General features: G+C 71.8%; 13 protein-coding genes and 1 rRNA gene. 11 read left to right on the plus strand and 3 right to left on the minus strand.

Annotated features, from left to right (window positions below; all coding sequences use genetic code 11):
• The 10 genes from rrf to ACFY93_RS23570 form a co-directional block, all read left to right on the plus strand.
• A 5S ribosomal RNA gene (rrf, locus tag ACFY93_RS23525) occupies positions 1 to 95 on the plus strand; the annotation flags it as partial.
• Positions 96 to 191: 96 nt separating this feature from the next.
• Positions 192 to 836, plus strand: a complete 645-nt coding sequence (locus ACFY93_RS23530) for an HAD-IA family hydrolase (protein ID WP_391362329.1) — start codon at positions 192 to 194, stop codon at positions 834 to 836.
• Between the two features lie 134 nt (positions 837 to 970).
• The gene (locus tag ACFY93_RS23535) at positions 971 to 1,732 is read left to right on the plus strand and encodes a VC0807 family protein (RefSeq protein WP_391362330.1); all 762 of its coding nucleotides are present in this window, start codon (positions 971 to 973) and stop codon (positions 1,730 to 1,732) included.
• Between the two features lie 143 nt (positions 1,733 to 1,875).
• A complete protein-coding gene (locus tag ACFY93_RS23540; RefSeq protein ID WP_391362332.1) occupies positions 1,876 to 3,150 on the plus strand; it encodes an MFS transporter in 1,275 nt (424 codons plus the stop codon).
• Entirely contained in the window at positions 3,101 to 4,273 is a 1,173-nt protein-coding gene (locus tag ACFY93_RS23545) for an acetoin utilization protein AcuC (protein ID WP_391362335.1), read from the plus strand. Before ACFY93_RS23540 ends, ACFY93_RS23545 begins: the two co-directional genes overlap by 50 nt.
• 134 nt (positions 4,274 to 4,407) lie before the next feature.
• The gene (locus tag ACFY93_RS23550; protein WP_391362338.1) at positions 4,408 to 5,223 is read left to right on the plus strand and encodes a phosphatase; all 816 of its coding nucleotides are present in this window, start codon (positions 4,408 to 4,410) and stop codon (positions 5,221 to 5,223) included.
• 129 nt (positions 5,224 to 5,352) lie between these two features.
• Positions 5,353 to 5,565, plus strand: a complete 213-nt coding sequence (locus tag ACFY93_RS23555; protein ID WP_004984898.1) for a helix-turn-helix domain-containing protein — start codon at positions 5,353 to 5,355, stop codon at positions 5,563 to 5,565.
• A gap of 174 nt (positions 5,566 to 5,739) precedes the next feature.
• Positions 5,740 to 5,838 carry a 30S ribosomal protein bS22 gene (locus ACFY93_RS23560; protein ID WP_003948845.1) on the plus strand — a complete coding sequence of 33 codons (99 nt, stop codon included), beginning with the start codon at positions 5,740 to 5,742 and terminating at the stop codon, positions 5,836 to 5,838.
• A 413-nt stretch (positions 5,839 to 6,251) separates the two neighbouring features.
• Positions 6,252 to 7,352 carry an NAD-dependent epimerase/dehydratase family protein gene (locus ACFY93_RS23565; RefSeq protein WP_391362340.1) on the plus strand — a complete coding sequence of 367 codons (1,101 nt, stop codon included), beginning with the start codon at positions 6,252 to 6,254 and terminating at the stop codon, positions 7,350 to 7,352.
• Positions 7,353 to 7,366: 14 nt separating this feature from the next.
• Positions 7,367 to 8,449 carry a 1-acyl-sn-glycerol-3-phosphate acyltransferase gene (locus ACFY93_RS23570; protein ID WP_391362343.1) on the plus strand — a complete coding sequence of 361 codons (1,083 nt, stop codon included), beginning with the start codon at positions 7,367 to 7,369 and terminating at the stop codon, positions 8,447 to 8,449.
• 109 nt (positions 8,450 to 8,558) lie between these two features.
• Here ACFY93_RS23570 and ACFY93_RS23575 read toward each other — a convergent pair whose 3' ends face one another.
• The 3 genes from ACFY93_RS23575 to ACFY93_RS23585 all read right to left on the minus strand — a co-directional run bounded on the left by ACFY93_RS23575 (position 8,559) and on the right by ACFY93_RS23585 (position 12,303).
• A complete protein-coding gene (locus ACFY93_RS23575) occupies positions 8,559 to 9,785 on the minus strand; it encodes a DUF5667 domain-containing protein (protein WP_391362345.1) in 1,227 nt (408 codons plus the stop codon).
• Positions 9,786 to 10,028: 243 nt separating this feature from the next.
• Positions 10,029 to 10,805: an ECF subfamily RNA polymerase sigma factor, BldN family gene (locus tag ACFY93_RS23580; protein WP_391362348.1), complete on the minus strand. Its 777-nt coding sequence runs from the start codon at positions 10,803 to 10,805 to the stop codon at positions 10,029 to 10,031.
• Positions 10,806 to 11,364: 559 nt separating this feature from the next.
• Positions 11,365 to 12,303, minus strand: coding sequence for an HAD-IB family hydrolase (locus ACFY93_RS23585; RefSeq protein WP_391362350.1), 939 nt, complete (start codon positions 12,301 to 12,303; stop codon positions 11,365 to 11,367).
• A 116-nt stretch (positions 12,304 to 12,419) separates the two neighbouring features.
• On the opposite strand from ACFY93_RS23585, the gene ACFY93_RS23590 reads away from it, so the two are divergent.
• Positions 12,420 to 12,719, plus strand: a complete 300-nt coding sequence (locus ACFY93_RS23590; RefSeq protein WP_391362353.1) for a glutaredoxin family protein — start codon at positions 12,420 to 12,422, stop codon at positions 12,717 to 12,719.
• The last annotated feature ends 169 nt before the right edge of the window (positions 12,720 to 12,888 follow it).

A 12,888-nucleotide genomic window follows, 5' to 3' on the forward strand; every position in this document is an offset into this window, starting at 1 on the left:
AAACGCCCGGTTACATTCCGAACCCGGAAGCTAAGCCTCACAGCGCCGATGGTACTGCAGGGGGGACCCTGTGGGAGAGTAGGACGCCGCCGAACAATCATTGTGGAAATACCCCCGTACCGGGAAACCGGTCCGGGGGTTTTCTGCGTTCCAGAGGTCATTATGTGGACGGCTCGTCCTACTGTTGCCCTATGCGCTACGACCTGGTGATTTTCGACAACGACGGCGTTCTCGTGGACAGCGAGCCGATATCCAACACGCTGCTGGCCGCCTATCTGACGGAGCTGGGTCACCCCACCACGTACGAGGACTCCCTGCGTGACTACATGGGGGCCGCCATGCACCGGGTGCACGACACGGTCGCCGAACGGACCGGGCAGCGGCTTCCGGAGGACTTCGACGAGGTCTTCCACCAGCGGGTGTTCGCCGCGTTCGAGCGGGAGCTGGAGCCGGTCGCCGGCGCCACGCAGGTGCTGGAGAAGCTCACCGCCGACGGGGTCGCGTACTGCGTGGCGTCCTCCGGGAGTCACGAGCGGATCAGGGTGGGGCACCGGAAGACCGGGCTCGACCGGTTCTTCGGCGCCGGCCGGGTCTTCAGCTCGCAGGACGTCGGCCGCGGCAAGCCGGCACCTGACCTCTTCCTGCACGCGGCCGAGAGCATGGGCGTACCGCCGGAGAGGTGCGTGGTCGTGGAGGACAGTCCGCTCGGGGTGCGGGCGGCGAACGCGGCCGGGATGGACGTCTACGGATTCACCGCGATGACGCCCGCCGACCGGCTCACCGGAGCGACCCACCTCTTCTCCCGCATGAGCGAGTTGGCTGACCTGCTGATATGACGGCTGCCCCGGTGCGGCGCTGACAATTGTCATGCAGAGCTCCGGACGTTCGTTCCTGTCGGCGCAGGGGGTCCGACCGCGAAGCTGAGTACATCGAAACGGGACGTGCACAGCTACGACGGAGGGACCCGACCATGAGCCTCACGGCCACCGAGACCAGCACCGCGGCGACCATCGCACCGGCCACCCGGCCGGTCATCGAGCCGGTCGCCGGCACGCGGAGCGGGACGGCCACCGGGTCGCGGTCGCGGCGCACGGTCTGGCAGAGCTTCGGGCCGCTGCTCATGGACGTCGGGGCGCCCCTCGGGTCGTACTACCTGCTGAAGAGCACGTGCGACCTCAGCACCGTCGCCGCACTCGGCTGGAGCAGCGTGGTGCCGGCGGCCCGGACGGTGTGGGGCGTGGTGAAGGAGCGCAGGCTCAACGGACTGGCCGCGCTCATCCTCTTCGTGAACGTCGCCGGGCTTCTCCTCGGCCTGGTCACCGGTGACCCGCGGCTGATGCTCGCCAAGGACAGCGCGATCAGCAGCGTGGTCGGGATCGGCGTCCTGGCCTCGCTGAAGCTGGGGCGGCCGATGATGACGGCGGCGGTCAAGCCGTTCGTCGTCAAGGGCGACGCGGCGCGGGCCGCCGCCTGGGAGCGGCTGGCCGCCGGGTCCGAGGAGTTCCGGCGGGCGGAGCGGACCTTCTCCCTGGTCTGGGGTGCGGCGCTGCTCGGCGAGTGCGTGCTGCGGGCCGTGGGGGCCTACACCGTGCCCGTCGACACGATGGTGTGGCTCGGCTCGGTCGTCATGGTCGCCACGATGGTGCTGGCCTTCATGGTCAGCGGCGCCCGGGCCGTGGTGCCGATGAAGATGATGCTGAGGCAGGAGCTCGCCTCGGAAGGCCGGTGCTGAGGCGAGCGGGCCGCAGCCGGACCGGCCGACGTCGGCGGGGCAGGCTCAGCTCGTACGGACTCGGCCCGTCCGGACCTGAACGGAATTCATCTTCTCCTGCGACTGTCTACCCACAAGTAGCCCGGGGCCCTACGCTCGCCGCCATGACAGATGTGCTGCGGCGCGGTAGGGCCTCTCTGGCGTTCGGCTTCCTCGCCCAGGGGGCCGCCTTCGCGCTGCTGGTGACGCGCATTCCGGCGATCCAGGACCGGTACGGGATATCCGACGCGCTGCTGCCCGCCTTCCTCGCCGCCGTCCCCATCCTCGCGGGCGTCGGCAGCGTGTGCACGGAGAAGCTGGTCCGCCGGGTCCGCCCCAGCCACGTACTGAGGTGGTCGCAGCCGGTGGTGCTGCTGGCGCTCCTCGGCGTCGGGGCGGGCGACCGCTTGGCCGGGGTGGCGGTGGCCCTGGGAGTGTTCGGGCTGGCGGTGGGAGCGCTGGACGCCTCGATGAACATGCTCGGGGTCAGCCTCCAGCGCGCGTACGGGCGCAGCATCATGCTCGGCTTCCACGCCGCGTACAGCCTCGGCGGCATCGTGGGTGCCTCGCTCGCGTGGGTGGGGGCGCACTGGGACCTGCCGCTGGTCGTCTCGTATCTCCCGGTCGTGCTGGTGCTGCTGCCGGCGGTGCTGGTGGGGAGCCGTTGGTACGTGGATGCGGGCACCGCCCCCGTCGCCGCGGATACCGCCTCCGTCGCTTCCGGCTCTCCCGTCGCAGCCAAGGCGGCGGGAGAGCAGGGCGCCGGGGCCGGTGGCGGCGGGCCGCTCGTCTTCAAGCTGCTGCTGCCGCTGTGCCTGGTGATGACGTTCGCGTACATCGGGGACTCGACGGTCTCCAACTGGAGCGCGAAGTACCTGCAGGACGTGCTGGGCAGCTCGGAGCAGCTGGCGACCGTTCCGTACAACGTCTACATGGTCACCACCCTGCTGGGGCGGGCGATCGGGGACTTCGGGGTGCGGCGGTTCGGGGCCGTGGCGGTGGTCCGGGCGGGGGCGCTGGTCGCGGCGCTCGGCTTCGCGGTGGTGGCCGCGGCGCCGGGGCCCTGGGTGGGGATGCTGGGGTTCACCCTGCTGGGCCTGGGGCTGTGCGTGCTGGTGCCGCAGACCTTCGCGGCCGCCGGGAGGTTGTTCCCCGGGGTCTCGGACGCGGCGGTCGCGCGGCTCAACATCTTCAACTACGTGGGCTTCCTGATCGGTTCCCCGCTGGTGGGGGCGCTCGGCGACGCGTGGAACTACCGGGGGGCGATGCTCGTCCCGATGGTGCTGGTCCTGATGACCTTCGCGTACGCCCGTTCGTTCGCCCCCGCTCCGGCCGGATACGGTGACGGGCATGAGCGGCCGCGCACAGCTGATGTGGGACGAGGCAGTAACGGGCTATGACTTCGGCCCGGATCACCCCATGGATCCGGTCCGGCTCACCCTGACCCGGCACCTGGTCGACGCCTTCGGCCTCGACCGGGAGGTGGACGTCGTCGCGGCGAAGCCCGCCGGCGAGTCGACGCTGCGGCTCGTGCACCGCGCGGACTACGTGGAAGCGGTCAAGGCGGCGTCCGCGGACCCGCGCTCGGCGGACGCCGGGTACGGGCTGGGGACCGTCGACGATCCCGCCTTCGCCGGGATGCACGAGGTGTCGGCGCTGATCGCGGGCCAGTCGGTGGGGGCGGCGGAGGCGGTGTGGCGCGGCGAGGCGCTGCACGCGGTCAACTTCGCGGGCGGACTGCACCACGCGATGCCGGGTGCGGCCTCCGGGTTCTGCGTCTACAACGACGCGGCGCTGGCGATCGCCCGCCTGCTGGAGCTGGGCGCCGAGCGCGTCGCCTACGTGGATGTGGACGTGCACCACGGCGACGGTGTCCAGGCGGCGTTCTGGGAGGACCCGCGCGTACTGACGATCTCGCTGCACGAGCATCCGCGGACGTTGTTCCCGCAGTCCGGGTGGCCGGAGGAGACGGGCGCGAAGTCGGCGGAGGGGTCGGCGGTGAACGTCGCACTGCCCGCGGGGACGGGCGACGCGGGGTGGCTGCGGGCGTTCCACGCGGTCGTGCCGGAGCTGGTGGCCGGGTTCCGGCCGCAGGTGCTGGTGACGCAGCACGGCGCGGACACGCACTTCGAGGACCCGCTCGCGCACCTCGCCGTCTCGCTCGACGCGCAGCGGGCCGTGCAGGTGGCATGCCACGAGCTGGCGCACGAGTACGCCGACGGGCGGTGGATCGCGCTCGGAGGCGGCGGGTACGCGGTGGTGGAGGTGGTGCCGCGGTCCTGGACGCATCTCGTCGCGGTCGCCGCGGGCCGGGAGATCGCACCGGAGACGGTGATCCCGGAGAGCTGGCGCCAGGAGGTCTTCGCGCGTACGCGGCAGTTGGCGCCGATGCGGATGACGGACGGGCGGTGGCCCGTGGCGTACGCGGACTGGGAGTCCGGTTACGACCCCGCGGACCGTCTGGACCAGGCCGTGGTCGCGGCCCGCCGGGCGGTCTTCCCGCTGCGCGGACTGCTGGCCTAACCCCCGCGCGTCCGGACCCGGCCGGAAGGCTCCTACGTGGTGACGTCCACCGAGCGCGCTTGCCGTTACGCCAATGGTGGGCTGTTCCCCGGCTTCGGGCCCCGGGCGTGGGCGGCTGCACAAGGATCGCTGGGGTGTTGAGCACCGGCGCACTGCGTGCGCATCTGCTGGCCGCCCGGCTGGCCGGGCCCGTCGCCACCTCGCGCGAGGACAGTCTGCGCAGCTACCGGCTCTTCGCCGCCCGCGACCCCCGCGTGCTGCTCGGCCTCGACCCCGAGCGGACGTGGCGGCAGCGGGACCTGATCGAGCTGATGGCCGACAGGTGCGGGGTCTCGGCCGACCCCGCGCACACCTCCGGGTACGACGTGATCGACCCCGACCTGACCCTGGCGGCGCTCGACGCGTTCGCGGAGCGGCTGGCCCGGGCCGCGCGGCGCCGGTCGCCGGTGCTGCTCGGCACCGGTCATCCGCACCGGCTGCTCGGTTTCTACGCCGCTCTGGCGGACGCCCTCTCGTCGGCCGGCTGTGTCGTCCTCACCCCCGCGCAGGGTAGCTCTGTCGACATAACGACCCGGTTCGGCCTACGCACCTACCACCTCGACTACGTACGAGGAGTCGCGTTGCTGCGTGAACCGGGTGCCGGGGCCGCCGGTTGTGAGACCGGCGCACACACCCACTCGCCGCTCCCGGTTCGGACCGCTCTGGCCGGTGCGGCGGACTCCGGGGGCCCGCTGCCCGAGCTGGTGATCGGTGACCATGGCTGGGTTTGCGGCGCAGGTCAGCTGGGTTTCGAGACGATCGGGCTCGCGGACACGGACGATCCGGCGCTGTTCGTCGGGGAGGCGGAGGGGCGGGTGTCCGTGGTCGTTCCGCTTGACGACGCCGTGCGGCCCGATCACTACCGGCCGCTTACACGCTATGTACTCAATCGGGCGTGTCTGTCACAGTAGGCGGCTGACGCCATCCCCTCTTCCCCACTCGCATCACCCGCCCCTACATTGGGGAGTGAGCACGCAACGACGAAGAGTCACCGGAAGGGGAAGCCGGTGACCGTCGAGTGCGGAAGGTTCAGGTGTGTCATGGCTGCAGCTGGCGAGAGGCCTCTGAACGAGGTTCAGTTCCTGACCGTGGCGGAAGTCGCCTCGGTGATGCGAGTGTCGAAGATGACCGTGTACCGACTGGTGCACAGCGGTCATCTGCCGGCGATCCGGGTGGGCAGGTCCTTCCGGGTGCCGGAGCAAGCGGTTCACGAGTACCTCCGCGAGAGCTATGTGGGGGTGGAGACGGCCTGACAGTGGTCGGTACCGGCCCCGGGACACGTCCGGGGTCCCCTCGGGACCCCTCCGGTCGCACCCCGGGGCACCTCGATTACGACCTCAGCGCTCGGGCGGGTAGGCTGGCCCCTCATAGGTCGTGTGGGCCCATGCAGCCCAGCACCGAGTAAAGAGAAGTGAGCGAGGGTAGTCGTGGGCTCTGTTATCAAGAAGCGGCGCAAGCGGATGGCGAAGAAGAAGCACCGCAAGCTGCTCAAGCGCACTCGCGTTCAGCGTCGCAACAAGAAGTAGGGTCGTGCCCCGCTCCTGGCGGGGTCCTTCCTTACGGTTGCGCGACCGCTGCGACAGCGCGCTCTGTGGCCCCCGTCCTCGGACGGGGGCCACAGCCGTATCCGGACACCCGGCCCCTCCCTGGCCCCCGTTGACGAGCGCCGGTGATTTCCGGACGCGTGAGCGGTCGCGTCGGATCCCTGTTCGGGCGGGTGGCGTCTACGCTGCCTGGGCGGACGGCCGCGCGGGCCTCCCGCGGGGTGTGGCCTGGTCCGGTCGGGTGGGCGGGGTTCTTCGTCACGTTCCGCAGCGGGTGGACATCACAGCGCGACATCGACCCGCTAGGTTGGCCGCACACGGGGGAACACGGCAGGGTACGGACAGGGCCATGGCGAGGGCCCGTGGGCACGAGGGCTGGAAGAGAGGCGCTGATCTTGGGCAAGGTCGTGCTGGTGACCGGAGCGGCCCGTCGGCTGGGGGGCCGGTTCGTCCGGCGGATCCAGCGGGATCCACAGGTGGACCGGGTGATCGCCGTCGACGCGGTCACCCCGGAGCATCCGCTCGACGACGCCGGTTTCATACAGGCCGACATCCGGCAGCCCACCATCGCGCGCCTGCTGGCCGAGTACTCCGTCGACACCGTGGTGCATCTGGACGTGACGGGCATCGCGCTGGGCGGCGGCAGCCGGACCGCCCTCAAGGAGACCAACGTCATCGGCACCATGCAGCTGCTGGGTGCCTGTCAGAAGTCCCCGACGGTCCAGCGGCTCGTCGTGAAGTCCAGCACGAACGTGTACGGGTCCGCGCCCCGCGACCCCGCCGTGTTCACCGAGACGACCCCGCCCAAGTCACTGCCGAGCGGCGGCTTCGCGAAGGACACGGTGGAAGTCGAGGGCTACGTACGGGGCTTCGCGCGGCGCCGGCCGGACGTGGCCGTGTGCGTCCTGCGGTTCGCCAACATCCTCGGCCCGGGCGCGGACTCCCCGCTCGCCTCGTACTTCTCCCTGCCCGTGCTGCCGACCGTCCTCGGCTACGACCCGCGGCTGCAGTTCGTGCACGAGGACGACGTGATCGAGGTGCTGCGGCTCGGCGCGCACGACGCGGCGCGCGGGACGCTGAACAGCGGGACCTTCAACATCGCCGGTGACGGCGTGCTGCTGCTGTCCCAGTGCGCCCGGCGCCTGGGCCGTCCCACCGTGCCGCTGCTGCTGCCCGCGCTGTCCTGGGCGGGGGCGGCGGTGCGTACGCTGGGGGTGACGGACTTCTCGCCCGAGCAGCTGCGACTGCTCACGCACGGCCGGGTCGTCGCGACGAACCAGATGCGGGAGACGCTGGGTTACCGCCCCACGTACACGACCGCGGAGACGTTCGCCGACTTCGCGCGCAGCCGCGGCCCGGGGCTGCTGCCGCCGGAGGCCCTCGCGGGGGCCGTCGACCGGATCGCCGGGCTGCCCCCGCTGAGCGGCGGCGGCCCGGAGGGCGGCATGAGCGGCGGCCCGGACGGCGGCCGCCTACCGACGCAGAGCGCCAACTGAGGAGCGCATCAACGATGGCGGACGCCAAGGTCATTCCGTTCGACGACGACCGCTCGCGCGGGGGCGGCGCGCAGCGACCGGCGCGGCGCCGGGGCACCGGCAGCCGGCGCACCGGTGAGCCCGCGGCGGTGCGCGAGGTACAGCCGCTGCCGGGCCCCGCGGAGGCGGGGGACGACGAGCGGGCGGCACGTGAGAAGCCGGAGCCCCGAGCCGGGTCCGAACGACCCGGGACCGTACGCGGGGCCGGTGCCGGGGCCGGCGGGCTGGAGCGGCGGATCGTCGGCGGTCTCGCCTTCCTGCGGCGCAGGCTGACCGGCGAATACGAGGTCGACGACTTCGGGTTCGACGAGGAACTCACCGACCAGGTCCTCATGTCGCTGCTGCGGCCGGTGTACGAGAAGTACTTCCGGGTCGAGGTGAAGGGCGTCGAGAACATCCCGTCCGAGGGCGGCGCGCTGATCGTCGCCAACCACTCCGGGACGCTTCCGCTCGACGGCCTGATGCTGCAGGTCGCCGTCCACGACAACCATCCGGCGGACCGTCATCTGCGGCTGCTCGCTGCCGACCTGGTCTTCATGCTGCCGGTGGTCAACGAGCTGGCCCGCAAGGCCGGTCACACGCTGGCCTGCGCGGAGGACGCCGCCCGGCTGCTGGAGCGCGGGGAGGTGGTGGGCGTGATGCCGGAGGGGTTCAAGGGAATCGGGAAGCCGTTCGGCGAGCGCTACAAGCTCCAGCGGTTCGGCCGGGGCGGGTTCGTCTCGACGGCTCTGCGCGCGGGTGCGCCGATCATTCCGTGCTCGATCGTCGGCGCGGAGGAGATCTACCCGATGATCGGCAACGCCAAGACCCTGGCGAGGCTGCTGGGCATCCCGTACTTCCCGATCACGCCGACGTTCCCCTGGCTCGGGCCGCTGGGGGCGGTGCCGCTGCCGACGAAGTGGACCATCCAGTTCGGTGAGCCGATCCCGACGGACGGCTATCCGGCGGAGGCGGCGGACGATCCGATGCTGATGTTCAACCTGACCGACCAGGTACGGGAGCAGATCCAGCACACGCTGTACAAGCTCCTGGTGCAGCGCCGCTCGGTGTTCTTCTGAGCGGTCGCCGCGGTCGCCGCGGAAGACGCCGTACGAGGGATGCCGTACGGGGGCGGGGCGTCCTCCGGGTGAAGGGCGCCCCCGCCCCCGTGTGCCGGCGGCGGTCCGGCTAGCGCGCGTCGTCGCTGTCGATGCCCAGGCCGGGGAGGAGACCCGGGAGCAGCGGCGGCAGGGTGACGTCCGGCCGGCCGGGCACGGCGCTGTGGCCGGCCGAGGGGGAGGAGCTGGTGTCCTCTCCCGGCGGGTCCAGAAGGCCGCCGTTGTTGCCGCCGAGCAGGCCGTCGCCGTGACCGTCGGAGGCGGACGGGTCCGGCCGGGCACTGCCGTGTCCGCCGCCCGCGGAGTCCTGGCCGGCGCTGGGCTGAGGTGCGGCGCTGTCCGCGGAGCCGGTGGCGTCGGGGCTCGCCCCCTCCCGCGCTCCTGACCCTCCCTGCGAGGGCGGATGCGGCAGCAGTGAGCGGAGGGGGCCGACCTCCTCGTCTATGGCGTCGAACACCGACGACACCTGGTCGCTGACGTCACCGAGCTGGACCGGCAGCCGCTCGCGCAGCGCGCCCCACGCCTCGCGGTGCGAGCGGGAGAAGGTGGACAGCGTCTGGATGGGGCCCAGCGAGCCGTCCCGCTCGTACGCCTCGTGGAGCAGCCGGTGGCCCTCCGCCGCGTCGTGGCGCATACCGGACAGGGCGCGGCGGATCTCGCCCACGGACTCGTGGTCCAGGTGGCCGGAGCGATCGCGCTCCATCAGCCGCCGTGCCTCGTTCAGCCGCGTGGAGGCCTGGTCGAGGTAGATCTCACCGCGGTCGCTGTTGCCGTCGGCCAGGCCGAGCTTGATGTCCTCCATGCCGCGCTTGAGCCCGTAGAGCGAGTCTCCGGGCAGGGCGTCGGTGCTGGCGGCGGCCACTCCGCCGAGGGCACCGGCGGCCATGCCGACGGTGAGCCCGCCGATCGCGAGCCTCTTCGACAGCCGCGAACGGGGTCGCAGCTTGCCCAGCGGACTCGCCCGGTGCGCTCCGTGGAGCCGGTGGGACCGCTGTCGCGGCACCGCTGCCTCCGGGCCTTCGCCTCCCGCGGCCGTGCCCTCCAGCAGCATGGCCTCCATCGCGGCCACGAGCTGGGCCCGCTGGACGACCTTGACCTCTGGGTCGAACACCGGTTTGGGCAGCTCGCCGAGACCGGTCGCGAGGGCCTGCATCCGACCCTGCTCGGTCTGCTCCGCAGCAGCCGGGGACGGTGCGGGTCCCTCGGGCCGCTCGGCCGCCGTGTCCTGGTCGGACTGCTCCTCCAGGGCCTGGGCGAAGGCGTTCGCCCGCCGGTGCGCCGATACGTTCGCGATCACTGGCGGCACCTCCTCTCGTCATGACGGTCGACTCCCCAGGGGGTCCTGAGGGGTGCACCCTCCGCTTCCGTCCATGCGATCAGGTGATCGAAGACGGCCGGAGTGTGACCACAGGGAGCCTGTATCCCGCACAACGAGCGGCTCGGCACTTGGGTTACGGACGACGGATGATCGGACCGCGAAGTCAACGGACCGCGACAGAACGTGAGTTGACCGTCGCTGAGCGTGTCCGGGTCCGGAGTCTCAGCGGACGTCGTCGGGGAGGAGGCGGGCCAGGGTGCGCACGGCCCGGTACTGGAGGGTCTTGATCGCGCCCTCGTTCTTGCCCATCACCCGGGCGGTCTCGGCGACCGAGAGGCCCTGGAGGAAGCGCAGGGTCACGCACTCCTGCTGCTGGGGGTTGAGCCGCCGTACGGCTTCGAGCAGTGCGGTGTTCGAGAGGTGCTCCAGGACGGAGTCCTCGGGGGAGCGCGCGACCTCGTTGGCGTCGAGCATCTCGCCGGTGGTCACTTCGAGCCGGAATCGGCTCGATTTGAAGTGGTCCGCGACCAGATTGCGCGCGATCGTGACCAGCCAGGCGCCGAAGTCGCGGCCCTGCCAGGTGAACGTCCCGATCCGGCGCAGGGCCCGCAGGAAGGTCTCGCTGGTGAGGTCCTCGGCGGTCGCCTTGCTGCCGACGCGGTAGTAGATGTAGCGGTAGACGGTGTCGCTGTACTGGTCGTAGAGGCGGCCGAAGGCGTCGGCCTCGCCGGACTGGGCGCGCTCCACGAGGTCCATCATCCGGGCGCTGTCGCTGTCCGCGGCCGGGCGGCGTGGGGTGGGTGCGGCAGCCGAGCCCGAGCGGACCCTTCTGCCGACGGCCGCGCTGCCGTCGGCCAGGGCGTAGCAAGGGCCGGCGGGCGCGGGGGCGGCGAATGCGGGGACGGCGTACGCGGTGGGGACGAAGCCGCGCAAGTGGTCGAGGACCGTTGCGCGCAGCGTAGCCAGGCCCGAGGCGTCAACCCCGACGTGTGAGTACACGGGACTCCCAGAGGCAGAGCTTCCATCACGTGCAGTACCGGACCGTTCACCCGTCGTAGCGACTGGCGGGGTCCGTTATGCGTCTGAGGAGAATAACGCTTCGTACAGGCAGCACTACACCCAGTTGCTCAAATCATCGATTACGTCGCTTCTGTTGACGTTCGGTGCCCGATCAAGTGCCGGACTGTGATCGGTTATTGACCGAATCAGTCCGTGTTCCGTCTGGCTGCGGGGCGTGTTGTGGCCGTCTGCGACGAACGCGACTGGCCGCGGGGGCGCGTGGGTACGACACGGGGATTGCCCGCGTGGCGTCCGCGTGGCGTCGGCACGGGCGGGCCCGGTCCGAAGGGGACACGGGCGGCGTGCGTCCCGGGGCGGCGGGGCGTACGGGAGTGCCAGGGCCGACGGGGTGTGCGGAAGCGTTGGAGCAGGTGGGGCGCGGGGAGCGGAGGAGCATCCTGTGCCCGGCGGAGTGCACGGGCCGAGCGGGCCGGGCGGGCCGGTGTTCACGGGCCGGGCGCGGTGCCGACGCCGCCCCGGCCGGGCGCGGTCCTCGCGGTCAGCGGCGGCGGCGGTGCAGGGCGATCGCGGCCGCCGTGCCGCCCGCCACCGCGCCGACCCCGGCGGCCGCCGGGATGCCGACCTTGGCCGCCTTGCGGGCCGTGCGGTAGTCGCGCAGGCGCCAGTCGCCGGCGCGGGCGTGCTTGCGCAGCTTGGCGTCCGGGTTGATGGCGTAGGGGTGGCCGACCAGGGACAGCATCGGGATGTCGTTGTGCGAGTCGCTGTACGCGGCGCAGCGGCCGAGGTCGAGCCCCTCCGCGGCGGCGAGGGCGCGGACCGCCTCCGCCTTGGCCGGTCCGTGCAGGGGTTCGCCGACGAGCTTGCCGGTGTAGACGCCGCCGACGGACTCGGCGACGGTGCCGAGGGCGCCGGTGAGCCCGAGCCGGCGGGCGATCACCGTGGCGATCTCGACCGGCGCGGCCGTGACGAGCCACACTTTCTGGCCCGCGTCCAGGTGGGCCTGGGCCAGCGCACGCGTGCCGGGCCAGATGCGCTCGGCCATGTACTCGTCGTAGATCTCCTCGCCGATGGTCATCAGCTCGGCGACGCGGTGGCCCTTGACGATGGAGAGGGCGGAGTCCCGCGCCTCCTGCATGTGCTCGGGGTCCTCGACACCGGCGAGCCGGAACCACGCCTGCTGCCAGGCGAACCGCGCGAGCTCGCGCTTCTCGAAGAACTTCCGCTTGTACAGACCCCGGCCGAAGTGGAAGAGGGCGGCGCCCTGCATCACGGTGTTGTCGAGGTCGAAGAAGGCGGCGGCCCTGTCGTCGCCCAGGACCGGGAATTCCGGTTCCGCGACGGCCAGGTCGGGCTCGGGGGCGAGATCTTCGAGCTCCTGGGAGGTTTTGCGGGCGGCCTCCGCCGAGGCCTCGCCTGCCAATACGCTCCGCGCCGTGGCGGAGCGCCTACGGGGGGTGAGCCATCCGAGAGCGGCCATGTCGTGAGCATAGCCAGTCCGTTCGGTGGTTCCGGAGCCGAGAGGGCTCCGGGCCGTGAACTCTCCGCGGCCGTGTCGTGAAAGGACCGCGGCCGCCGGTGCGGCGGGGCGCGAGAATGGCCGGTATGAGTCCCATGTTCCGGCGCAGTGGCGGCCGTACGGAGAAGAAGGCGCCCCAGGAGCGGCTGGTCACACTGATCAGGAAGCCCGGGTGCCACCTGTGCGACGACGCACAGACGGTGATCGAGAAGGTCTGCGGCGAGCTCGGCGTTCCGTGGGAGGGGCGCGACATCACCGAGGACGAGGCCTTGTACAAGGAGTACTGGGAGCAGATCCCGGTGGTGCTCGTGGACGGCGCCCAGCACACGTTCTGGCGGGTGGACGAGGCGCGGCTGCGCAAGGCGCTCACCGCCTGACGGGCGCGGCCCGGCACGGCCGCCGGGGCGTCCGCGGCCGCGGGACCGGGCGGTCGCGTGCGCCCCGGGAGTCCCTCGCGCGACGCCCCTTCGTGCCCGAATCGTGGCCTGACCGAGCAGTCCAAGTCGTCCGGAAAGTCTCGTAGGATCGACGGCATTGGTCTCGGGG

Source organism: Streptomyces sp. NPDC008313 (assembly GCF_042956125.1).
GTDB lineage: Bacteria > Actinomycetota > Actinomycetes > Streptomycetales > Streptomycetaceae > Streptomyces.

Excerpts from the sequence above, each read along its gene's own strand:
- ACFY93_RS23530 (WP_391362329.1), top strand. The coding sequence starts at position 192 with ATGCGCTACGACCTGGTGATTTTCGACAACGACGGCGTTCTCGTGGAC.
- ACFY93_RS23535 (WP_391362330.1), top strand. The coding sequence starts at position 971 with ATGAGCCTCACGGCCACCGAGACCAGCACCGCGGCGACCATCGCACCG.
- ACFY93_RS23540 (WP_391362332.1), top strand. The coding sequence starts at position 1,876 with ATGACAGATGTGCTGCGGCGCGGTAGGGCCTCTCTGGCGTTCGGCTTC.
- ACFY93_RS23545 (WP_391362335.1), top strand. The coding sequence starts at position 3,101 with ATGAGCGGCCGCGCACAGCTGATGTGGGACGAGGCAGTAACGGGCTAT.
- ACFY93_RS23555 (WP_004984898.1), top strand. The coding sequence starts at position 5,353 with ATGGCTGCAGCTGGCGAGAGGCCTCTGAACGAGGTTCAGTTCCTGACC.
- ACFY93_RS23570 (WP_391362343.1), top strand. The coding sequence starts at position 7,367 with ATGGCGGACGCCAAGGTCATTCCGTTCGACGACGACCGCTCGCGCGGG.
- ACFY93_RS23585 (WP_391362350.1), bottom strand. The coding sequence starts at position 12,303 with ATGGCCGCTCTCGGATGGCTCACCCCCCGTAGGCGCTCCGCCACGGCG.
- ACFY93_RS23590 (WP_391362353.1), top strand. The coding sequence starts at position 12,420 with ATGGCCGGTATGAGTCCCATGTTCCGGCGCAGTGGCGGCCGTACGGAG.